Origin of the sequence: Treponema sp. Marseille-Q3903 (assembly GCF_014334335.1) — a bacterium.
Taxonomy (GTDB): Bacteria; Spirochaetota; Spirochaetia; order Treponematales; family Treponemataceae; genus Treponema_D.
Genome location: NZ_JACSEU010000001.1, coordinates 1,788,310 through 1,810,294, shown reverse-complemented (window position 1 = coordinate 1,810,294; position 21,985 = coordinate 1,788,310). Strand labels below are relative to the sequence as shown.

The window sequence follows — 21,985 nt, the reverse complement described above, 5'->3', positions numbered from 1 at the left end:
ATAAATTGTGATGGAAATCTTTTTATAAAACAACAATCTTCACAAGTTTTTTGTTGATGTTGAAAATACGCGCATCGAGTGATTGTGTATTGATTTTACCGTTTATTACCTCGTGTCCGTTGAGACCGCTGTAATAGACGGTATTTCTGTTTTCCGAAAAAGAAACAATTTCAAGATTATTTTTTGCAGCGACGTTTTTGAAAAGCTCCATGACTGAATCTGTCTGCACATCGTAGAACTTTAACTGCTGTCCATGTGAAGAAAGCGAATCTGAGCCTTTTGAAATTGATGATTCAAAATAAAAACCATTATCGGAAAATATTGCAGAATCTATGTCGAAGTTTTTGACTGATTCAACATATTTGCACGAAAGCTCTCCGTTTTCATCAAAAACTTCAATCAGCTTTTGAGAGTTTTTTGACAGAAGAGAAGAAGGACTGTCTTTTTTTTCAACAGCATAAAGGCGTTTCCTAAAAGATTTTAAGTCAGATACCTTTCTCCAGTTGATTGTCGATGTAAGTTTATTGTAAACGTAAGCAGGTTCAGTTGTATTTTTCTTAAAACACGTCAGCGAGAGAATATTGCTGTTTTTGTTCAGATCATCAGATGTTTTGTCCATGAAATTGCAAAAGGAACTGATTTTTTCTGATGAATCAAGGAACAAAACTGCATCTTCATTTGAAAGCTCTGTGTAAAGCTCTGAATATTCAGGAATGCCTTTGAATGCCTTTAGGCTAAAATCAATATCCGGAGTAGAGCAGTATGATGCGAGAGTTTTTAAAACTTTTTCAGGATCGACAGTGATAATACCGTTTTCTTTTTTAGTCAATTCCGCTTTCCATGTCATTATCTTTTTATCTGATTTTTCTTTGTTGAAAATATCTGATTGCTCAAGTCCAGGCGTAGAAAAAAACTTATTTTTTGTAATAGAAAATTCATCAAGAGTGATTTTTTTATATGTGCCTTTTTTGTAAAGAACATCTGCAAAAAAGTTGTTTTCGTAATAATGATTTGATTCAAAATCAGTTTTTTTCGAGTAGCGTTCGCTTCCTAGAAGCTCTGCAAATATTTTTAAAAGATTATTTTTGAGCAAAGCGTTTATCACATCTTCATTTTTAAGATCTTTTGTTTTTTCAGCTAGCTCTTCAAATCCTTTTACATTTTTAAAAGCATCAAAACGAATGTCGTAGCGTTCAGAAAGGTTGGGATAATATTCTGCATCGTATTTTTTGCCTTCTTCATTTATGTAAGTTCTCTTTACTTTCTGTAAATCTGTCTTTTTTAACGACAACCACGCTTTATCAAAAAGATATGCAGTTAAGTTTTTTGTGTTTACGCTATCAGCTTTTGAGTTGCTAAAATAATAGAAAAAATCGATTGTGTTTGCATCGAGTAAAGTGTATTTTACTTCTGAGCCTGTCTGGGAAAATAGAGCATCTTTATAATCAAAAGTTTTTAAGTTTCCGTTGATTATTTCTTTTTTAGCTGACTGATTGAATGCGCCGTTTTCACAAGGATACTGATACAGTGCTCCGTCTGAAATACAGTAAATGCAGTTTAGAAGATTGCAGTACGCCCATGAAAGCTTATCGTTTATCTCAAAAAGTGTAGAATAATTTTCTCGGTTTGAAAGCTTGATGGCACGCAAAACATTAGATGTCTCAAAGTTTTTTTCTGTGTTTGTTGTCGCAAAAAGCCATTTTCCGTCATCGCTCACATCTATATCTGTGTAAATCGTACCATTTATGGCAGGCGTAATTTTTGCGATTGATTTTTCAAAAGGGCTGTATTTGTAAATCATGTTAGAATTGCCTGAATTGATAACTGTAAAGTAGACGTGTCCAAGTTTGTCAAACACCAAATTGTTTTTGCCATCGGCTTTAATGTCTATATCTTTCCAGCTGTTGTTTTTGCTGTCATACAAAACGTCGTCGTACGTGCCGTCTTCAAAAACGCACAAAAGTTGCCCGATTTTGAAGTTTTCAGGAACGCCTGCTGTCAAAACGTTGCCTTTTTCGTCTTTATATGAATATTCAACGGAAGAAGGAACGGAAACTGTTTCGTTAAAAAGAATATAAGTTACGCCTGAAGATTCCGAGTGAGATTTTGCAATTTCGCAGATTGGAGACAAAATCAAATCCGAAGGAACTTCCATAAAAGAATCTGTTGTGCCGTTTTCGCGGATTTTTATTATGTTATTTTGGTTTTCAGACGTAAGTTCTGTAACGGCAAGCGCTTTTGCATCTTTAGTTTTGAATTTTATGATTTGTTTTGTGTCTGTTGTTACATCGAAACCTGTAACTTGGTTCTCGTATTGAGAGTTTGTTACGGCATTTGAGCAGTTTAATAATGTGAGGATAGATAAAACAATTAAAAATATTTTAAAATAGTTTCTTGTCATGTTCTAATCCCACCTAACATTTATTTGATTCTCACTGATAAGTTTACGGCAGGTTATGATAAAAGTCAACGTATGCGTTCTTTTATCGCTGCGATGTATTCCCATGAATTGAGGATTTTTTTTGCTTTTGGACTTGCAATCCGAGCTATATCACCAGTCATGTAACCTTCTTCGATTGTTTGAAGTGTAGCTTTTTCAAGGCATTTTGCAAAATCAACAAGTTCTTTATTTTCATCGAGTTCACCGCGTTTTGCAAGCGCCCCTGTCCATGCAAATATTGTGGCTACAGGGTTTGTTGATGTTTTTTCACCTTTGAGATAGCGGTAATAGTGTTTTTGGACTGTTCCGTGACTCGCTTCGTATTCAAAATTTCCGTCAGGGCTGACTAAAACTGACGTCATCATCGCAAGTGAACCGCACGCAGATGCGATCATATCTGACATAACATCTCCGTCGTAGTTTTTAGTCGCCCACATAAATCCGCCTTCAGACCGCATCACGCGCGCAACAGCATCGTCTATCAAAGTGTAAAAATATTCAATTCCTGCATCGTCGAATTGTTTTTTGAAATCCTGATCAAATACTCGTTGGAAAATTTCTTTAAAATTTCCGTCGTATATTTTTGAAATCGTATCTTTTGCTCCGAACCAGACACAAAGTTTTTTGTTGGCAGCGTATGTAAAACAGCACTTCGCAAAATTTTCGATAGATTCGTCCAAATTGTGAATTCCTTGAATAATACCCGGTCCTTTCATATCCATGATAGTTTTACGGATTTCTTTTCCGTCTGTGCCTGTAAAAACAAGTTCAGCTTTTCCGGCTGTCGGGCATTTTATTTCGCAATTTTTATAGACATCTCCGTATGCGTGGCGTCCGAGCACAATCGGCTTTTTCCAGCATGAAACTGTTCCGTGCACATTGTTTACAAAAATCGGTTCTCGGAATACAGTTCCGTCGAGCTCCGCTCGTATAATTCCGTTTGGTGAAGGCGTGAGTTTTTTCAGGTGATATTCTTCAACTCGCGCTTGGTTGGAAGTGATTGTAGCGCATTTTACGCCGACATGAAGACGTTTGATTGCTTCAGCAGCTTCGTAAGTGATTTTGTCATCAGAATCATCTCGGCTCTTAAGACCTAAATCGTAATATTCTGTTTTCAAATCGACATAAGGTAAAAGAAGTTCTTCTTTGATAACCTTCCATAAAACACGAGTCATTTCGTCACCATCGAGTTCCGCGATAGCGTTTTTCATCTGGATTTTTGCCATAATATGTAAATTATAGTGATTTTAGTTTTGTATAACAATACGACGGTGTAGAGCAAACGGCTGTGAGATGGTGTCATTTGTTTATCATAAAATCAAAGCCATAATTGTTTGAAACAACACAATGTGATAATATTTGAAAATCTACAAATTACGGATGTGTGATAAAAATTACTTCCGTGTAATTTTTGTCACGAAAGTTTACCTTGCGCGTCGCGCTACGTAAACTCTGATACAGCGCCTCCGTGCGCTGCCGCTAACACGGAGTTTTTAATGGGAGGTGTGGTAAAAATTACATCCTTGTAATTTTTACCACGAAAGTTTACTTAACGCGTTGCGCTGTGTAAACTTTGATTCAGTGCCTCCGTGCACTGCCGCTAACGCGGAGTTTTTAATTGGAGGTGTGGTAAAAATTACATCCTTGTAATTTTTACCACGAAAGTTTACTTAGCGCGTTGCGCTGTGTAAACTTTGATTCAGTGCCTCCGTGCACTGCCGCTAACGCGGAGTTTTTAATTGGAGTAAAAAAATGAAACTTTGGGAAAAGGGTGCTTACCTTGTAAACGGAAAATTATATGAATCTGCCAATTGTTCAGCCGCTGACGGCTCAAAAAAGACAATGGCTTATTCAATTCTTCAGAAACACAACACAAGCGGTGACGACGCAAAACTAAAAATCAAGTTTGATAAAATCACGTCACACGATATCACTTATGTCGGCATAATTCAGACTGCCCGCGCTTCTGGACTGGAAAAATTCCCTCTCCCTTACGTTCTCACAAACTGCCACAACTCTCTCTGCGCTGTCGGTGGGACAATAAATGATGACGACCACATGTTCGGCCTAACGTGTGCGCAAAAATACGGTGGAATTTATGTTCCTCCTCATCTGGCTGTAATTCATCAGTTTGCCCGTGAAATGCTTGCAAAATGCGGCGACATGATACTAGGCTCTGATTCACATACGCGTTATGGCGCGCTTGGCACTATGGCAATAGGTGAAGGTGGTGGAGAACTTGCAAAACAGCTTCTTGGAAAAACTTACGATGTAGATATGCCAGGTGTCATAGCTGTATATCTTACAGGGGAACCTGTCGCAGGAGTCGGCCCACAGGATGTTGCACTTGCAATTATAAAAGCAGTTTTTTCCAACGGTTATGTCAAAAACAAAGTGATGGAATTCATCGGTCCGGGAGTCAAAAAACTTTCTGCTGATTTTCGCATAGGCGTCGATGTGATGACTACAGAAACGACTTGCCTTTCTTCAATATGGACTACAGACGAAAAAATTCGCGAGTTTTATGCCGTTCATGGACGCGAAAACGATTATTCCGAAATAAATCCTTCAGATGGTGCTTACTACGACGGAGCAATCGAACTGGATTTGAGTGAGATACGCCCGATGATTGCGCTACCGTTCCATCCGAGTTGTGCTTACACAATCGACGAACTGAACAACAACCTTATAGAGCTTCTTGAAGAAACTGAAAAACGCGCAAAAATCTCATTTGGCGACAAAGTTCACTTTTCCCTTAAAGATAAAGTTATCAACGGTAAACTTTACGTAGACCAAGGAATCATCGCAGGTTGCGCTGGCGGCGGATACGAAAATATATGTGCGGCTGCCGACATCCTAAAAGGAAAAGATACAGGAAACGGAAAATTCCTCCTCGATGTATATCCTTCGTCTATGCCGATTTACAAGGCACTTATGGAAAACGGAGCGTTCAGTGCTCTTGTAGATGCCGGTGCGATTGTAAAAACAGCGTTCTGTGGACCTTGTTTTGGAGCTGGCGATACTCCTGCTAACGGAGCACTTTCAATTCGCCATTCAACGCGAAACTTTCCTAACAGAGAAGGCTCAAAGATTCAAAACGGTCAGATTTCTTCTGTCGCTCTTATGGATGCCCGCTCAATCGCTGCAACAGCTGCAAATAAAGGATTTCTCACTGCCGGTACAGAATACGATACAGAATTCAGTGGAAAAAAATACTTTTTTGATAAAGCGATTTATGAAAAACGCGTTTACGATTCAAAAGGCATTGCTCATCCTGAAGTCGAAATCCAGTTTGGACCGAATATCAAAGACTGGCCAAAAATGCAGCCGCTTTCACAAGATCTGCTTGTAAAAGTTGTGAGTGAAATTCACGACCCTGTGACGACAACAGATGAACTGATTCCGTCAGGCGAAACTTCTTCGTTCCGTTCAAATCCTCTCGGTCTTGCAGAATTTACGCTGAGCCGCAAAGACCCGCAATACGTCGTTCTGGCAAAAGCAGTCCGCGATCTATCTGATGATGTAAAAAAAGAGATTAAATTTGTCTCTGACGCATTCGATGCTGCAAAAGCCGATATGAAAGGTCGTATTTCAAAAGCCTCTGTCGGCTCTACAATTTTTGCCGTAAAACCCGGAGATGGTTCTGCACGTGAACAAGCTGCTTCTTGTCAGCGAGTGCTCGGAGCTTCTGCCAACATCGCAAACGAATATGCTACAAAGCGATATCGTTCAAATCTTATAAACTGGGGAATGCTCCCTTTTGTTTACAAAGGCGGAGATAAAAACATTCCATTTTCAAAAGGGGACTACATATTTATCCCTGATGTAAAAAAAATGATAGAAGAAAAACTTTCCTCTATAAAGGTATATGCAGTCACGATGAGCGGAAAAGTAAATGAATTTGAGTTATCGACAGGAGAACTCACAGATGATGAGCGAAAAATCATCCTTGCCGGCTGTTTGATAAACTTTTATAGGGGCTAAATTATTTTAAAGTGGCGGAAACTCATAGATTGGGGTATAATAAAAATTAAAAGGAGATATTTAATATGAAGAGATTTGTATTAACAATTTGTGTTGCAGCTATCGCAGCTGTATCTTTTGTATCTTGCTCAAAGAAGGCAAATGGTGCTGGAGAAAAAGCAACAATGAAAGTTGCAATGGTAACTGATTATGGAGATATCACTGACCAATCATTCAACCAGACAACATATCAGGCATGTAAGGAATATGCCCAGTCAGAAAAACTGGACTTTAAGTATTACAAACCGTCTGGAGACTCTACAGAAGCTCGTGTTTCATCAATCAATGCCGCAATTCAGGACGGATACAATGTACTTGTATTGCCGGGATTTGCTTTTTCTGAAGCAATCGTAAAGACTGTTGACGACAACAGCGATGTTTATTTCATCGGTCTCGATGTAAGCGAATTTGACCTTACATCTGCTGCCGAAGCTAACGGAAAATCTAACTGGAAACTTCCTAAAAATGCATTTTGTGCTGTTTATGCAGAAGAGATTCCAGGATTCTTTGCAGGTTATGCAGCTGTAAAAGAAGGATACAGACATCTTGGATTTTTGGGAGGTATGTCTGTTCCTGCTGTAATCCGCTTTGGTTATGGTTTTGTTCAAGGATGTGAAAAAGCTGCTGCCGAAATGGGTATTTCTGACAAAGTAACTGTTGAATATGTATACGGTGGTCAATTCTACGGCGACCAGACAATCACAGCTGCTATGGACGGTTGGTATCAGCAGCGCGGCGTTGAAGTTGTATTCGCTTGCGGTGGTGGAATTTGGACATCTGCTTGTGAAGCAGCTGCTAAAACTAACGGTAAAGTAATCGGGGTTGACGTTGACCAGACAGCCCTTATCAACAAATATGGCGAGGGAATGTGTGTAACATCTGCAATGAAAGGTCTCGGTGCTACTGTAAAAGCTTCTCTTAAGAGTATTGCTGACGGAAAGTTTGGTGATGAATACGCTGGAAAAGTTTCAAGTCTCGGCCTTGTTTCAGGAACAGATTTGGCAGCAAACTTCGTTGAACTTCCTGTTGCTACATGGGCAATGAAGAACTTCACTGTAAATCAGTACAAGTCACTTGTAAAAGATGTGTTCTCAGGAAAAATTGCAATATCTAACGATATCGCTAATGTTCCTGCACATTCAATTGCGTTGAACATCTATCCTAATATCAAATAAATTACATAGCTAAAGACTATTCGCTTGCTTTGTAATTTTTAGAGACAGTCATATCACACGGATGCACATTTGCATTGGTCAATCCGTAATCCGTGTGATATTTTTTTTTAACATTTTTTTCTTGCTGAATGTTTCTATATCATTCTATAATGGAGAAATATGAGTGATTATGTAATCGAAATGACCCACATCACTAAGCGATTTCCTGGAATTATTGCTAATGATGATATTACCTTGCAGCTTAAAAAAGGCGAAATACACTCTCTGCTTGGTGAAAATGGCGCTGGAAAATCAACTTTGATGAGTGTGCTCTTTGGTCTTTATCAGCCCGAAGAAGGTGAAATAAAAAAAGATGGAAAAGTTGTAAAAATCAACAATCCAAATGATGCAACAGCACTTCACATCGGTATGGTTCATCAGCATTTTAAGCTTGTTGAAGTGTTTTCTGTTATCGATAATATTATTCTCGGTGCAGAACCGATGAAGCACGGACTTGTTGACCGCAAAGCCGCTCGCCGGAAAATCATTGAACTTAGTAAAAAATATGGGCTTGCCGTATCTCCCGATTCAAAAATCAGCGATATCACAGTTGGAATGCAGCAGCGTGTTGAAATTTTAAAGATGCTTTACCGCGATAACGATATCCTTATTTTTGATGAACCGACTGCTGTCCTCACGCCTCAGGAAATAACAGAGCTGCTTCAGATTATGAAAAATCTTGCAGCTGAAGGAAAATCGATTCTCTTTATTACACATAAATTAAACGAAATCATGGCAACATGCGACCGTGTAACAGTTCTCAGAAAAGGGAAGTGCATAGGCACTGTAAATGTCGCAGATACTACAAAAGAAGAGTTGTGCCGTATGATGGTTGGTCGCGATATTGAGTTTAACATTGAAAAAACTGATGCAAAACCGGGAAAAGTAGTCCTTTCAATAAAAAATATGAACGTCGCAAGCCGTATCCACGACAATCTTGCTGTAAAAAATGTGAGTTTTGATGTTCGGGCTGGAGAAATCGTAAGCATTGCCGGCATTGACGGAAACGGTCAGTCTGAATTTATTCAAGGGTTGACTGGTCTTGAAAAGCTCTATGAACCTGATAAATTTCATACGAAGATTATGCTCGGCGATATTGATATCACTAAGAAAACCGTTTGTGAAAAAAATCGCAACGGAATGAGCCACATTCCCGAAGACCGCCATAAACACGGGCTCGTCCTCGACTATCATCTTGATGAAAATATGGTGCTCCAGCGTTACTGGCAGCCGAAATTTGAAAAGCTCGGATTTATAAAAAAGCCGGACGTTGAAAAATATTCAGATATGCTGATTGAAAAATTTGATGTTCGCAGCGGAAATGGAAGTAAGACGATTGCTCGTTCTATGTCAGGCGGAAACCAGCAAAAGGCGATAATTGCTCGAGAGATGGACAGGTCTCATAAACTTTTAATCGCCGTTCAACCGGGAAGAGGGCTCGATGTTGGTGCTGTAGAATATATTCACGAGCAGATTATTGCCGACCGTGACAGAGGAGTCGCTGTTCTTCTTGTCTCTTACGAGCTTGATGAAGTTATGCAACTAAGCGACAGAATTCTCGTCATGTACGAGGGCGAAATTGTTGGAGAACTTGATCCTAAAAAGACAAATGTTCAGGAACTTGGGCTTTATATGGCAGGAGCAAAAAGAAATGACAAATAAGTTTAAAAAAATTATACAGTCCGAAAGTTTTAAAGCTATAGCCGCCGCTGTGCTCTGTGCTGTGATTGGTATTTTAATCGGTTATATAATCCTTTTGGTTATCAGTGCGCCGAACGCAACAAAAGCGATGCAGACAATCCTCAAGAATTTTATGTATTTTAGAAAACCGCATCAGCGGCTTTATTATTTTGGCAGTACGCTTGCAAAATCAGTTCCAATGGTTTTATGCGCGCTTTCCGTTTTGTTTGCATATAAAGCAGGTTTGTTCAACATCGGTGTCGGCGGGCAGTATTGTCTTGCAATCGGTGTTTCGTTGTACTGTGCGCTCGGACTTCATTTGCCATGGTGGCTTTGTGCAATCATCGCTATGCTAGCTTCCGCCGGCTGGGGTGCAATAGTCGGATGTTTTAAAGCTTTTTGCAGCGTCAACGAAGTTATCGCATGTATCATGATGAACTGGATAAGCTTATATATCGTAAATATTATGATGCATCACGAAAATGTCATGAATTTCACGCTTTCCGAGAGTTACCAGATAAAAAACATTTCGCCTCAAAGTTTGATTCCTTCTTTAGGGCTTTCAAAATTGTTCCATGACAATGAATACGTTACAATCGCAATTCCTCTTACAATCATAATAGCAATTTTGATAAATATCGTTCTTGATAAGACAACATTCGGTTATGAGCTAAAAGCGACAGGATACAACAAAAATGCTGCAAAATATGCAGGAATGAAAGAAAAATTGAATATCATTCTCACTATGGCAATTGCTGGCGCTTTAGCGGGGCTCGCCTCAGCTTTTTATTACCTAACAGATATTCAACAGTGGAAGACATCTTCTTCAGTACCGGGAATGGGGTTCAACGGCATTGCAGTCGCATTTCTTGGCGGATTAAACCCAATCGGTTCGATTTTTGCAGGATTTTTTATTCAGCACATCACGCTCGGTGGAAGTTTTATCGACATGCGTTACTTCAACCCTCAGATTGCTGATTTGATCTCTTCGATTATCATTTACGCCTGTGCGTTCGTCTTGTTCATCAAAGATATCCTTTCAAAGTTCAACAAAAATAAAGATGATATAAATGCGAATGCTGAAAAGGAGGCTAAATAATGCTGATCATTCAATATACATTGATTTATGCTTCTGTTTTAATACTTGTCGCTCTAGGCGGAATGTTTTCCGAACGAAGCGGTATAATAAACATCGGTCTTGAAGGTATCATGGTGTTCGGGGCGCTCGGCGGTGCTTTTGTTTTGTTTGCTCTGCCGTCAGGAACTAACCCTGTGTTGATTATCGTTCTCACGCTTTTGGCAAGTGCAATTTTTGGTATTTTGCTTTCAGTCTTGCTCGCTGTCGCTGCAATAAAGTTTAAAGCTGACCAGACTCTCGTCGGTACTGCAATGAACATGCTCGCAACAGCTGCTGCAACTGTAATTGTAAAATCGTACAATTCGGCAAACTCAGGTGGCGATAACGTCTCTGCAATTCTCGATTACATTCAAAACAGAAGGGTTTTCCTTTTCAAAATCGGAAGCATTGAATTGAACTGGTACATGGTTCTGACTGTGATTATCCTTGCAATTTCTGTTTTAATTTTGAAAAGAACACGTTTTGGAATGCGCCTTATGGCTTGCGGCGAGCATCCTCAAGCTGCTGCGAGCGCAGGGATAGATGTACTCAAAATGCGTTACTGCGGTGTATTCATTTCAGGATTTTTAGGCGGTATAGGTGGAATTATATACATTACGGCGGCAAACTCTCAGTGGGATTTTATATACGGCGTTGCAGGAGCCGGATTCCTTGCGCTCGCTGTAATGATTTTCGGACAATGGAACCCTGTCAGAATCGCATTGTCGGCGCTGTTTTTTGGCTTTTTCCGTGCTATTGCAGATGCATATATGGGCTACGATGTGCTTGTAAATCTTGTTTCAGGTGAATTTTATAAGATGCTTCCATATATAATCTCTTTGATTGTGCTTGCATTTACCTCTAAAAAATCTAAGGCACCTAAAGCAGAAGGTATCCCTTACGATAAATGTCAACGTTGATTATGGATTATTTATACGCACTTCAGACGCTCAAGAGCAATCTCCCTGAGTTTGTCAATTACATTTTTGTATTCATCTCTGAATATCTCACAAAACTCTTGATAGTTTTTGTCGCTCTCATCTACTGGTGCATTGATAAAAAGGCAGGAAAAGAGATTTTGCTCAGTTATTCATTTGCTTATTCTTTTAATCAGACTGTAAAAAACATCGCTTGTGTTTACAGACCTTGGATAAAAGATGCGAGACTTCACGTAGACCCGCTTGCAGAAAAAACTGCAACAGGATATTCATTTCCGAGCGGTCACACAGTGATGGCTGCATCTTTGTACGGAGGAATAAGTGTCTGGAAAAAAAATAACAAATTGATTGTCGTACTTATGTCATTTTTAATATTGCTGACTGCTTTTTCACGCAACTGGCTTGGTGCCCACACATTGCAGGATGTCGTTGTCGCCGTGTGCATCGCTGCCGTTTCGCTGTGCGTTGTGAATTTATTCAAATTGGTGATTGAAAAACATCCAAAAATCGATTTTGCAGTCATGTCGGCAGGAGTTGTTATTTCTATTGCAATTCTTGTTTTTCTTAATGTAAAAAAATATCCTATTGACTATTCTCCTTCAGGTCAGATTCTTGTAGATCCGTATAAAATGCTGACAGACTGTTATACTGCGTGTGGAATTTCCTGCGGAACTTTGATCGGATGGTATCTTGAACGTCATTTTGTAAAGTTTGAATTGGAAGGAGTCAGCGTAAAAGAAAAAATCATTCGTGGGGCTGTCGGTGTAGTTATTTTTGCTTTTCTTTACGCTTGTCTTCCGTTTGTTCTAAATTTTTTCGGGGCGCACATATCTCACCTTATAAAATATTTTATTATTTTTTTTATGATCATGTTCGGATATCCTTTTTGTTTTGAACATTGCAAAAAACATAAAAGATAAGATTTATCTGGTCAATACATCATTTTTTGTTCAGAGATGTTTGATATGTCTTTGATATCTTATTGCATATTTTTACATAAAAATGTATATTTATTGTATATTTATACATTTTAGGAGTTTTATATGTCAAAAGATAAAGTAATTCTTGCGTATTCGGGTGGACTTGATACAACTGTAATTATTCCATGGCTTAAAGAAAACTATGATTATGATGTAATTGCAGTTTGCATAGATGTCGGACAGGGAGACGATTGGGAAGCGATAAAATCTCGCGCTTTAAAAACAGGAGCGGCTGCTTGTTACGTCGTCGATGCAAAACAGGAATATATTGAAGAATATGTATGGCCTGCGTTGAAGGCAAATGCAGTCTACGAAGATGAATATCTTTTGGGAACTTCTACTGCTCGCCCTTTAATCGGAAAAATCCTCGTCGAATACGCGCGTCAGGAAAAAGCTGTCGCAATATGCCATGGTGCTACGGGAAAAGGAAATGATCAGGTTCGTTTTGAATTTGCAATAAAAGCGTTTGCTCCAGATATCAAAGTGATCGCAGCTTGGCGTGATGATAAGTGGAATATGGACAGCCGTGAAGCTGAAATAAAGTTTCTTGAAGACCGCGGACTTGAAGTTCCGATGAAAAAAGACCAGTCTTACTCACGCGATGAAAATATCTGGCATCTTTCACACGAAGGGCTTGAGCTTGAAAAAACAGAAAATGAGCCTAACTACAAACACATGTTGCAGAATACAGTTGTTCCTGAAGAAGCATCTGAAAAAGGCGAGTACGTTACAATTGATTGGGAAAAAGGCATTCCTGTCGGGCTAAATGGAAAAAAGATGGATTCGCTAGAGCTTTTGCAAGAACTGAACAAAATAGGCGGACGCAACGGCGTTGGACTTGCAGATATATGCGAAAACAGATTTGTAGGAATGAAATCTCGCGGCGTTTACGAAACTCCCGGTGGCTCAATTCTTTACTACGCACACAGGATGATGGACCATATCTGCCTTGATAAAGATACATACCACTTCAAACAGCACATCTCACTAAAAATGGCTGATTTAATTTACGAAGGAAAATGGTTTACAACGCTGATGGATTCGTGCATGGCTTTTGTAGATAAAGCAGAAGAAAATGTGACAGGCTGGTCAAAAGTTAAAGTTGTTAAAGGGGCAATTAGAGGAGCCGGAGCCGCTTCTAAATATTCATTGTACAACGAATCAATCGCATCGTTTACAACCGGCGAACTGTATGACCACAAAGACGCACAAGGGTTCATCACTCTTGCAGGACTTCCGATAAAAGTTCGCGCTATGATGGAACAGCAGGTCGGAGAAGGGCAGGCGATAGCTTCAAGCAAAAACCTCAAAAAAAGACCGACAGAGTAAATTTCGCTGTAAAAACGCCGTTTTTCTTCTCATAAAATAATCACTTTTGCAGCGGCATAAGATTTTGCGTTTCATAAAAAAATGTAGCAAACCTCAAATAAATCTTATTCGGTCAGAAGTTTTTGTTGTTCGAAACCGGTGTTTTTTATCTTTTCGTAGAAGTTTGTCACCGTCGCTTTGATATAAGGACCTACATATATTGCGGCAATTCCGCATGTTACAAAGCAAAGGAGGTACCACCAAAAGAAGCTCAAAAGAAGAACGAATAATTCACTTTTGTGTCCATCCATCATCTTTTTTGATTTTTTCATAGCCTCGTATCCGCTCAGTTCAGGCTCATCTGCGATGATGTAATAAGTCATTGAATACTTAAGTGAGGCTATGATTCCCGGGATTACAAACAATAAACTCCACAGGAAAACAAAAATTCCTGTCAAAAACGACGCTACAAATGATGTACCGAACTGTTTGAAACCCATAAAACCTGTTTCGAGCTGTCCTTTACCTTTTCGCACAACTTCAAGCATAAATAAAGTTTCACCCAGATACAATGGCCCTATCAGTAGCAGTTCTCCTAAAAATGTAAAAGATGCAACCGACAGTATAAGTCCGAAAATAATTCCCAACCCGAAGTAGGTTAGAATGTTGCCCGAGATTTGCTTTTTTGCCGCCGTCTTTAATTCAATTCTGTCAATAATCATAATAATACCTCCGATTATTTTTTTAATATGATTGCAGGCTCAACTGATGCAATTTTGCGTAATATTATATTATTTTTTTTATGCTTTTTTTTTTGCTTTGTCAATCCGCTCATGTTTCTTGTTTACGTTTCCTCGTCTTTGCGGCATATTTTTTGTCATGTTTTTGTACACATTCCATAATCTCGATAATTTTGATAATCTGTCAACAACTTTTTGATAATCTTGAAACGCACCTCTGATAATGATAGTATAATAAAGTCAATTTTAAATAATGCTGTGTTGTTAGACAGGCTAATTACACGGTAATTTATAGGAGCATAATATGACATACACTGCAGAAGTGGAACATATGTGTCCTTTAGCTAAAGGCGCATATCATGGACCTGCACCTATCCCCGAAGAAGGCGAATGGGTTCAGGTAAAGAAGATTGAAGACGTATCAGGCTTCACTCACGGTATCGGCTGGTGTGCACCACAACAGGGAGCTTGCAAACTTTCTTTAAATATAAAGAAAGGTATAATTGAAGAAGCACTTGTTGAAACAATCGGTTGTTCCGGTATGACACACTCGGCTGCTATGGCTTCCGAGATTCTTATCGGAAAAACATTGCTCGAAGCTTTGAATACAGACTTGGTTTGTGATGCTATCAACACAGCAATGCGAGAACTGTTCCTCCAGATTGTATACGGACGTTCACAGTCTGCTTACTCTAAAGACGGACTTAAAGTTGGTGCGTCTTTGGAAGACCTTGGAAAAAATCTCCGCTCACAAGTTGGAACAATGTTTGCTACGCGCAAAACAGGCCCTCGCTACCTAGAGATGACAGAAGGTTATGTAGAAACTTGTGCAATCGACAAAGAAGGTCAAATCATAGGTTACAACTGCATCAACTTCGGTAAATTGATGGACGCTCTGAAAGCCGGAAAACCTGCTGAAGAAGCTATCAAGGGTGCGCGCACTCATTACGGTCGTGTAACAGAAGATCAGGGTATGGTAAAACTTATCGACCCTCGTAAAGAGTAAGTTTCTAGATTTTTCAAACCGCATCACAGCGTTAAGTTTAATAAGAGGTAAAATCAATGGCAACATTATTTGAAGATTTTGAGGGCCGCATTCCACAAGTTAATAAGGCTCTAAAAGAATATGGTTTCTCTGAAGGAGAAAAAGGATTGAATGAAGCCCTTGAGCTTTGTAAATCTATGGGATTCAATCCGTATGAAATTTGTCAGTCGACACAACAGATTTGTTTTGAAGATGCAAAATGGGCTTATGTATTAGGTTCGGCAATTGCAATTAAAGAAGCTCAGAAATCGGGAGATAAAACCGGTTCTGAGGCTGCTGCTAACATCGGAAAAGGACTTCAAGCATTTTGTCTGCCCGGCTCTGTAGCTGATGACCGCAAAGTTGGAATCGGTCACGGAAATCTAGGTGCTCGTCTTCTTTCCGAAGAGACACAGTGCTTTGCTTTTTTGGCTGGACACGAATCTTTTGCGGCTGCCGAAGGCGCTATCAAAATTGCTGCAAACGCAAACAAAGTACGCAAGAACAAACTTCGAGTTATCTTGAACGGTCTTGGAAAAGACGCTGCTCAGATTATTTCTCGCATCAACGGATTTACGTACGTTCAGACACAGTTTGACTATTTCAACGGGGAAGGAAGGGACAGAGCACTTAAAGTTGTAAAAGAAGTTCCATACGGAAACAATCCCGACAGACTCATTGTAAAATGTTACGGTGCAGATGACGTTCGCGAAGGTGTTGCAATCATGTGGCACGAAGATGTAGATGTTTCTATCACTGGTAACTCAACAAACCCGACACGTTTCCAACACCCTGTTGCCGGCACTTACAAGAAAGAAAGACTTCTTGAAGATAAGAACTATTTCTCTGTAGCTTCCGGCGGTGGAACCGGTCGTACGCTTCACCCTGACAACATGGCTGCAGGGCCGGCATCTTATGGGTTTACAGATACACTCGGACGAATGCACTCTGATGCACAGTTCGCAGGTTCTTCATCAGTCCCAGCTCACGTCGAAATGATGGGATTTATGGGAATGGGTAATAACCCTATGGTAGGATGTACTGTTGCCTGTGCAGTTGCTGTTGCAGAAGGCTTGAAAAAATAACATGTGAATGAATCTTAAATAGTTTATATCCCCGGGTTTTGAGCAAAAATCTGAATCCGGGGTATATTTTTTGTTCAGCAGAGTTATATCTAAATTGTTTGCAAAGTCGATCAACCGACAAAATATGAATAAAGAAAAGAAAGAAACGAGACTTTCAAGTTTAATCGATAAAGCGATATTCGATTACAAGATGATTGAAAAAAACGACCGTATTTTGGTCGGAGTAAGCGGCGGTAAAGATTCTACCGCACTGCTTGAGTATTTTTCAAACAGAGTAAAACGTCCAGACTTCAATTTTGAATACAAAGCGCTTCACATCCACAGCGATTTTGCTCCCCCATTTCCGAAAGAGATTTACAGTTTAATCAAAAAGTGGGACGTGCCGTACGAAGTCTTAGATGTAAATATTTTAGAGAGAGTAAAGAGTGACCAAAAGATGAGCTGCTGGTGGTGTTCGACTCAGAGGAGAACAGAGCTGCTTAATTATGCAATTCAACACGGCTTCAATAAGATTGCGCTCGGTCATCACCTTGATGATATGCTCGAAACATTTTTGATGAACATGTTAGGTAAAGGTGAAATCTCTACTATGCCACCTTGCCTCAAGTACGATAATTTTCCGGTTACAATTATCCGCCCACTGATATATGTGTGTGAAGAAAAGTTGATAAAACACGCCGTTGAACGAGGATATTCAAGGTACACATGCACATGCGATTATCAAGATAATTCTGCACGCAAAAATGCAAGAAAGCTTTTGGAACAGTTGACTGAAGGCAGCAATTCAAAAAAATATATGATGCTAAATGCACTGAAAAACGTTGTCCCTCAGTATTTACCATAAAAAATATTCCGCATGAAATGGCAACGAAATTGCACTTAAATGACAATGAAGATAAAATGTTTACTCTATCTGTTTATATTTTTTTCAATAAAATCTTTTTTAAGGTCTTTTAACTTTTCGGTCAAAGAAACTTTATAAACATGCGGATTTAAGATTCTTTTATATGATTCATCAAATGCTTCAAGTCCGTTTTGCATATTTTTGCGGCTGATTTTTAATTGCTCTGCATCTGGAATACGAGGCTGAACTCTTGCACCTTTTTCAATTCGTTTTTTCAGCAACGATTCAACTTTTGCAGCTTTGCATGAAAACTGCCTGTAATCAACCATCGGATGATAAAAGTGATATTCTTTACCGCTTTCAACTGTCTCATTCTCTAGTGCAAGGATATCTGCACATGCCATTCCTTGTTCATCATATAAACGGTACACGTTTTTAATACCCGGATTCGTTGTCTTTGCAGGGTTGTCGCTAAATTTCATTGCAGGTATCATTGTATCGGTTGACTTGTCATGCCGTGCAGCAAGTTTGTATACGCCTGTGAACGAAGATTCGTTTCCTCCTGTCACCATGTGAGTGCCGACGCCCCAACTGTCGATAGGAGCACCTTCCATCACCAAAGTCGTGATTATCTCTTCAGTCAGTTCATTTGAAACGCTTATTTTTGCTTGCGGATACCCTGCGTTGTCGAGTTCTTTTCGGACTTCGTTTGAAAGATAGGAGATGTCTCCCGAATCAAGCCGAACACCAAAATTGTAACCTTTTTCAACAAGTTCCCCGCCGGCGATTATCGCATTTTTTATTCCCGATTTCAAAGTGTCGTAAGTATCGATTAAAAATACCGAATTAGTCGGATATATCTTTGCGTACTCTCGGAATGCTTCAAGTTCAGAACTGTGAGACATTATCCATGAGTGAGCCATTGTTCCCATCACTTTTATACCGAATTCTTTTCCGGCAAGAGTATTTGAGGTTCCTGCAGCGCCGCCGATATACGAAGCCCGTGTTGCACTCATTGCCCCGTCTGGTCCTTGTGCACGCCGCAGTCCAAATTCCATGATTGGCGCTTTTTTGCTTGCCAGCCAGATTCGCGCTGTTTTTGTCGCGATGAGGCTTTGGAAATTTATGTGATTTAATATGAGTCCTTCAAGAATCTGTGCTTCAATGAGATTTGCATGAATTCGCAAAAGCGGTTCCTGTGGAAAAATCACAGTTCCTTCGTCCATCGAGTAAATGTCCCCTGTAAAACGAAAGTCAATTAAATAATCAAGAAATCCCTGCTCAAATATTTTTTGTTCAGCCAGATATCTAATATCATCTTTGCTGAAGTGAAAATTCATGATTGTGTCAATCAGCGTTTCGTTCCCTGCAAGAATAGAAAATCCACCGTTAAACGGATTTTTGCGGAAGAACATGTCAAAAACGACTTCTTGATTCATTTTTTCTTTCCAATAGCCTTGAGCCATCGTAAGTTCATAAAAGTCAGTGAAAAGCGCACTTTCAATCATATTGTACTCCTTTTTAATCTATTTTCACATGAAGTCCGAGATAGAAACTTCCCCATCATTCTTTTTCATATCGTCGTCGGGATTTCGCGGCCGCTTATTGTATTTGTAAGTGTAAGAAGCGCACAAAAATCTGCCGATAAATCTGCTCATAAAAGCTATGACTCTCCATTTTTGCCTGTAGAGGGCTGTCACTTTTCCTTTATATGCCCGTTTTAGGCATTGTGCAACAACTTTTTCAGGTTTTATTCCGCCTTTTACTTCTTTTCTAGCTCCATTAGATGCGACATCTGCAAATTCAGTGCTCACAGAACCCGGACAAAGCGCACAAACTTTTATTCCTTTATCGCGAAGTTCTGCCGAAAGTGCTACAGAAAAACTTAAAACGTAAGCTTTTGTCGCTCCATAAACAGCAAAATTTCCAAGCGGCAAAAATGCTGCAAGAGATGCGGTATTTATGATGACAGAATTTCTTTTAAGGTACGGAAGTGCGACTCCGCAAATTCCCGTTACTGTTGTACAGTTTAATTCAATCATTTCCATCTGACGCTCTACAGAAGTTTCTGCAAAAGGTCCGTATGTCCCAAAACCGGCGTTGTTTATCAAAAGCGAGATTTCGATTCCGCTTTCAACTTTTCGCAGCTCGGCGTCTTTAGAGTCAAGATATTGTTTAAATCTTTGGACACCTTCTTTTCCTGATATATCCATTGTGACAGGATGAACAACTTTAAAATGCTTTCCATCGTTGAGTTTTGTTGCGATTTCTTTTAGTTTGTCTTTGCGGCGGGCGATTATCCAGATTTCGTCAAAATCGTACTTTTTGCTGACTTGTTCTGAAAATTCTTTTCCAAGCCCTGAACTCGCCCCAGTAATTATTGCAATTTTTTTCATATCGTTTTTATTATAGTATAAAAGCCTGTGTTCAGCAAATAACAAAGATAGTCACTTTCAAAAAGGCTTCGAAATCTTTATAATGTCGATGTCATGAAATTAAAAAAAAATCTTTTTTTATCATTCGCTATTATCTTTTTCGTATCGTTTGTCTTTTTATCATATTTTTCATCGTGTAAAGCTCAGCATGCTTGGAAAGAAAAAAAACGCCGTGAATATCTTTCAGAATTAAACAATTATATCGAAAATATAAAATCGGAAAATGAAAAAAAAATATCAGAGTTTGTGGCGTCTTTGACTCTTGAACAAAAGATTTCGCAGCTTTTTATAGAAAATCTTGAAGGGAATAGAGCGTTCCGCTCATACGAGACTGTCGGGGCAATCAATAATTCTGATGATGATTCTCCGCTTATCGCCGGCGGTTATATATTTTTTTTTTACAATATTGCAGACGACCGTGATTCAATGAAAAAATACATAAAATCTGTTCGCGACTACTGCGACAAAAATAACGCTATTCAGCCTTATCTTGCAGTCGATCAGGAAGGCGGATTTGTGAATCGCCTAAAGAAATTGAACAGTCAGTTGCCGTCAAATCATGAAGTTGCAGAAAAATATACTGTTGAACAGGCGTATATCCTTTACTCAAAACAGGCAGAAGAGATGGCTGAGCTTGGATTTAATATGAATCTTGCTCCTGTGATTGAACCGTGCACTGACGACAACCGAGAATTTCTTGGAGAACGAAGCTTTGGAGATGTCGAAACTGTAAACAAATACGCTCTCGCCTGTGTAAACGGATATGAATACAACGGAATCGCAACTGTCATAAAGCATTTTCCAGGAAATGCAAACACAGACCCTCATACAGGTTTACCGGAGATAAAACTCACACAAGAAAAGCTCGATGAATTGACAGCCCCATTTTTTGAGATTTTGAAATATAATCCTTGCGCGATTTTAATGTCGCATGCAAGAACATCAGCGGTTGACAGCCGTGTGCCTGCGTGCCTTTCATCTGTTTGGGTCACTGATATTTTGCGCAACAGATGCTGTTATGAAGGGATAATTTTTTCTGACGATATTTTTATGGATGCGCTTGCAAAAAATGGATATCCCCCTGAAAAAGCTTGCATTATGGCGATCGAGGCAGGAATCGACTGCATAATGACTAGCGAAAAACGTTTTGGAAAACAAGCTTCGGTTTTGTACAGAAAGGCTAAGACAGATTTGCTGTTTGCAGAAAAAATTGAAAAATCGGCGCTCAGAATCATAAAATATAAAATCAATGCAGGTTTGATAGATATCGCAGGTTTGATAGATGTCGGAGATATTCTATGAAAAAAAATATGAATAATTATGAAAAACTCTCAGGGGCGGAAGGATTTGAGCAGTATTATCGTAGCCTTTTTGGGAAGCGATGGGAAAAAATCAAAGAGGCTTTTGCCGGAGAAAATCAGGCTGTTGAATATAACGTTCCTGGAAGTCAGAGTCCCTATTTTCTTGATTCTGCAAGCGTGCTCGCTGCATTGTGTTTGCCGTTAGATAATTCCGAAGACATTTTAGATTTATGCGCTGCACCGGGAGGAAAAACAGTCGTGATTGCATCGCGAATGCCAAAAAACGCTAAACTCTCTTCAAACGAACGTTCTCCCGAGCGAAAACACAGGCTTTCTGTCGTTGTCAAGACATGCCTCCCTGATGAAATTTCTGAGAGAATTACAACTTCATGCAGCGACGGTGCAAAATGGTGTACGCGTCAGACTCAATGCTTTGACAGAATATTGCTCGATGCGCCGTGTTCCTCTGAGCGCCACGTAATTGAAAGCCAAAAATATCTGAAATTGTGGTCTCTTTCACGAATAAAAACAGTTACAACAGAGCAATGGGCACTCTTATCATCTGCATTTAGGCTTTTAAAACATGACGGATATCTTTTGTATTCAACATGTGCTTTGTGCCCGCAGGAAAACGACGGAATGATTGAGCGATTGTATAAAAAATTTAATAAAAACTCGGAATCATTTGAAATTATTGCCCCATCTCCAGACATCAATGAAATCAGGCAATTCTGCAAAGAAATAAAACTTCCTCCGTTTGAAAAAACTCAGTATGGATATATTGTAATGCCTGATGTTGCCGTCGGTGCCGGTCCAATTTATTTTTCACTGATACATAAAAAAGTTAAATAAATTG

Annotated in this window: 17 protein-coding genes; 12 read left to right on the top strand and 5 right to left on the bottom strand. The window is 39.4% G+C overall.

The window, feature by feature from the left end; translation table 11 throughout:
• Positions 1-22 precede the first annotated feature (22 nt).
• Positions 23-2,401: a hypothetical protein gene (locus H9I37_RS08200; protein ID WP_187382010.1), complete on the bottom strand. Its 2,379-nt coding sequence runs from the start codon at positions 2,399-2,401 to the stop codon at positions 23-25.
• A 65-nt stretch (positions 2,402-2,466) separates the two neighbouring features.
• The gene (locus H9I37_RS08195) at positions 2,467-3,666 is read right to left on the bottom strand and encodes an NADP-dependent isocitrate dehydrogenase (RefSeq protein WP_187382008.1); all 1,200 of its coding nucleotides are present in this window, start codon (positions 3,664-3,666) and stop codon (positions 2,467-2,469) included.
• Between the two features lie 526 nt (positions 3,667-4,192).
• Here H9I37_RS08195 and H9I37_RS08190 point away from each other — a divergent pair.
• The 7 genes from H9I37_RS08190 to H9I37_RS08160 all read left to right on the top strand — a co-directional run bounded on the left by H9I37_RS08190 (position 4,193) and on the right by H9I37_RS08160 (position 13,721).
• Entirely contained in the window at positions 4,193-6,424 is a 2,232-nt protein-coding gene (locus H9I37_RS08190) for a hydratase (protein ID WP_187382006.1), read from the top strand.
• A gap of 65 nt (positions 6,425-6,489) precedes the next feature.
• Positions 6,490-7,638: a BMP family lipoprotein gene (locus tag H9I37_RS08185; protein WP_187382004.1), complete on the top strand. Its 1,149-nt coding sequence runs from the start codon at positions 6,490-6,492 to the stop codon at positions 7,636-7,638.
• Positions 7,639-7,797: 159 nt separating this feature from the next.
• Positions 7,798-9,339: an ABC transporter ATP-binding protein gene (locus tag H9I37_RS08180; protein ID WP_187382002.1), complete on the top strand. Its 1,542-nt coding sequence runs from the start codon at positions 7,798-7,800 to the stop codon at positions 9,337-9,339.
• Entirely contained in the window at positions 9,329-10,456 is a 1,128-nt protein-coding gene (locus tag H9I37_RS08175) for an ABC transporter permease (RefSeq protein WP_187382000.1), read from the top strand. Before H9I37_RS08180 ends, H9I37_RS08175 begins: the two co-directional genes overlap by 11 nt.
• Positions 10,456-11,394 carry an ABC transporter permease gene (locus H9I37_RS08170; protein ID WP_222864194.1) on the top strand — a complete coding sequence of 313 codons (939 nt, stop codon included), beginning with the start codon at positions 10,456-10,458 and terminating at the stop codon, positions 11,392-11,394. Before H9I37_RS08175 ends, H9I37_RS08170 begins: the two co-directional genes overlap by 1 nt.
• Positions 11,395-11,396: 2 nt before the next feature.
• Positions 11,397-12,332, top strand: a complete 936-nt coding sequence (locus tag H9I37_RS08165; RefSeq protein WP_187381999.1) for a phosphatase PAP2 family protein — start codon at positions 11,397-11,399, stop codon at positions 12,330-12,332.
• A gap of 123 nt (positions 12,333-12,455) precedes the next feature.
• Entirely contained in the window at positions 12,456-13,721 is a 1,266-nt protein-coding gene (locus H9I37_RS08160) for an argininosuccinate synthase (protein WP_187381997.1), read from the top strand.
• A gap of 104 nt (positions 13,722-13,825) precedes the next feature.
• On the opposite strand, the gene H9I37_RS08155 is transcribed toward H9I37_RS08160, so the two are convergent.
• On the bottom strand, positions 13,826-14,422 hold the full coding sequence (locus H9I37_RS08155) for a DUF975 family protein (RefSeq protein ID WP_187381995.1): 597 nt from the start codon (positions 14,420-14,422) through the stop codon (positions 13,826-13,828).
• A 322-nt stretch (positions 14,423-14,744) separates the two neighbouring features.
• Here H9I37_RS08155 and H9I37_RS08150 point away from each other — a divergent pair, with 322 nt between their 5' ends.
• From H9I37_RS08150 to H9I37_RS08140, 3 genes are all read left to right on the top strand, one after another.
• A complete protein-coding gene (locus H9I37_RS08150) occupies positions 14,745-15,446 on the top strand; it encodes an iron-sulfur cluster assembly scaffold protein (RefSeq protein WP_187381993.1) in 702 nt (233 codons plus the stop codon).
• A 56-nt stretch (positions 15,447-15,502) separates the two neighbouring features.
• Complete coding sequence (locus H9I37_RS08145) at positions 15,503-16,549, top strand: GGGtGRT protein (protein WP_187381991.1); 1,047 nt, start codon at positions 15,503-15,505, stop codon at positions 16,547-16,549.
• A gap of 124 nt (positions 16,550-16,673) precedes the next feature.
• Positions 16,674-17,393, top strand: a complete 720-nt coding sequence (locus tag H9I37_RS08140; RefSeq protein ID WP_187381990.1) for a tRNA 2-thiocytidine biosynthesis TtcA family protein — start codon at positions 16,674-16,676, stop codon at positions 17,391-17,393.
• 65 nt (positions 17,394-17,458) lie between these two features.
• On the opposite strand, the gene H9I37_RS08135 is transcribed toward H9I37_RS08140, so the two are convergent.
• A complete protein-coding gene (locus H9I37_RS08135; protein WP_187381988.1) occupies positions 17,459-18,901 on the bottom strand; it encodes a nicotinate phosphoribosyltransferase in 1,443 nt (480 codons plus the stop codon).
• A 24-nt stretch (positions 18,902-18,925) separates the two neighbouring features.
• Positions 18,926-19,789, bottom strand: coding sequence for an SDR family NAD(P)-dependent oxidoreductase (locus H9I37_RS08130; protein ID WP_187381986.1), 864 nt, complete (start codon positions 19,787-19,789; stop codon positions 18,926-18,928).
• Between the two features lie 93 nt (positions 19,790-19,882).
• On the opposite strand from H9I37_RS08130, the gene H9I37_RS08125 reads away from it, so the two are divergent.
• Complete coding sequence (locus H9I37_RS08125; protein WP_187381984.1) at positions 19,883-21,130, top strand: glycoside hydrolase family 3 protein; 1,248 nt, start codon at positions 19,883-19,885, stop codon at positions 21,128-21,130.
• Positions 21,127-21,981, top strand: a complete 855-nt coding sequence (locus H9I37_RS08120) for an RsmB/NOP family class I SAM-dependent RNA methyltransferase (protein ID WP_187381982.1) — start codon at positions 21,127-21,129, stop codon at positions 21,979-21,981. The genes H9I37_RS08125 and H9I37_RS08120 overlap by 4 nt, the downstream gene beginning before the upstream one ends.
• Positions 21,982-21,985 lie beyond the last annotated feature (4 nt).

Coding starts and splice junctions, on each gene's coding strand:
- H9I37_RS08140 (WP_187381990.1), top strand. CDS start 16,674: ATGAATAAAGAAAAGAAAGAAACGAGACTTTCAAGTTTAATCGATAAA.
- H9I37_RS08185 (WP_187382004.1), top strand. CDS start 6,490: ATGAAGAGATTTGTATTAACAATTTGTGTTGCAGCTATCGCAGCTGTA.
- H9I37_RS08180 (WP_187382002.1), top strand. CDS start 7,798: ATGAGTGATTATGTAATCGAAATGACCCACATCACTAAGCGATTTCCT.
- H9I37_RS08160 (WP_187381997.1), top strand. CDS start 12,456: ATGTCAAAAGATAAAGTAATTCTTGCGTATTCGGGTGGACTTGATACA.
- H9I37_RS08145 (WP_187381991.1), top strand. CDS start 15,503: ATGGCAACATTATTTGAAGATTTTGAGGGCCGCATTCCACAAGTTAAT.
- H9I37_RS08135 (WP_187381988.1), bottom strand. CDS start 18,901: ATGATTGAAAGTGCGCTTTTCACTGACTTTTATGAACTTACGATGGCT.
- H9I37_RS08175 (WP_187382000.1), top strand. CDS start 9,329: ATGACAAATAAGTTTAAAAAAATTATACAGTCCGAAAGTTTTAAAGCT.
- H9I37_RS08130 (WP_187381986.1), bottom strand. CDS start 19,789: ATGAAAAAAATTGCAATAATTACTGGGGCGAGTTCAGGGCTTGGAAAA.
- H9I37_RS08165 (WP_187381999.1), top strand. CDS start 11,397: ATGGATTATTTATACGCACTTCAGACGCTCAAGAGCAATCTCCCTGAG.
- H9I37_RS08155 (WP_187381995.1), bottom strand. CDS start 14,422: ATGATTATTGACAGAATTGAATTAAAGACGGCGGCAAAAAAGCAAATC.
- H9I37_RS08200 (WP_187382010.1), bottom strand. CDS start 2,401: ATGACAAGAAACTATTTTAAAATATTTTTAATTGTTTTATCTATCCTC.
- H9I37_RS08190 (WP_187382006.1), top strand. CDS start 4,193: ATGAAACTTTGGGAAAAGGGTGCTTACCTTGTAAACGGAAAATTATAT.
- H9I37_RS08195 (WP_187382008.1), bottom strand. CDS start 3,666: ATGGCAAAAATCCAGATGAAAAACGCTATCGCGGAACTCGATGGTGAC.
- H9I37_RS08170 (WP_222864194.1), top strand. CDS start 10,456: ATGCTGATCATTCAATATACATTGATTTATGCTTCTGTTTTAATACTT.
- H9I37_RS08125 (WP_187381984.1), top strand. CDS start 19,883: ATGAAATTAAAAAAAAATCTTTTTTTATCATTCGCTATTATCTTTTTC.
- H9I37_RS08150 (WP_187381993.1), top strand. CDS start 14,745: ATGACATACACTGCAGAAGTGGAACATATGTGTCCTTTAGCTAAAGGC.
- H9I37_RS08120 (WP_187381982.1), top strand. CDS start 21,127: ATGAAAAAAAATATGAATAATTATGAAAAACTCTCAGGGGCGGAAGGA.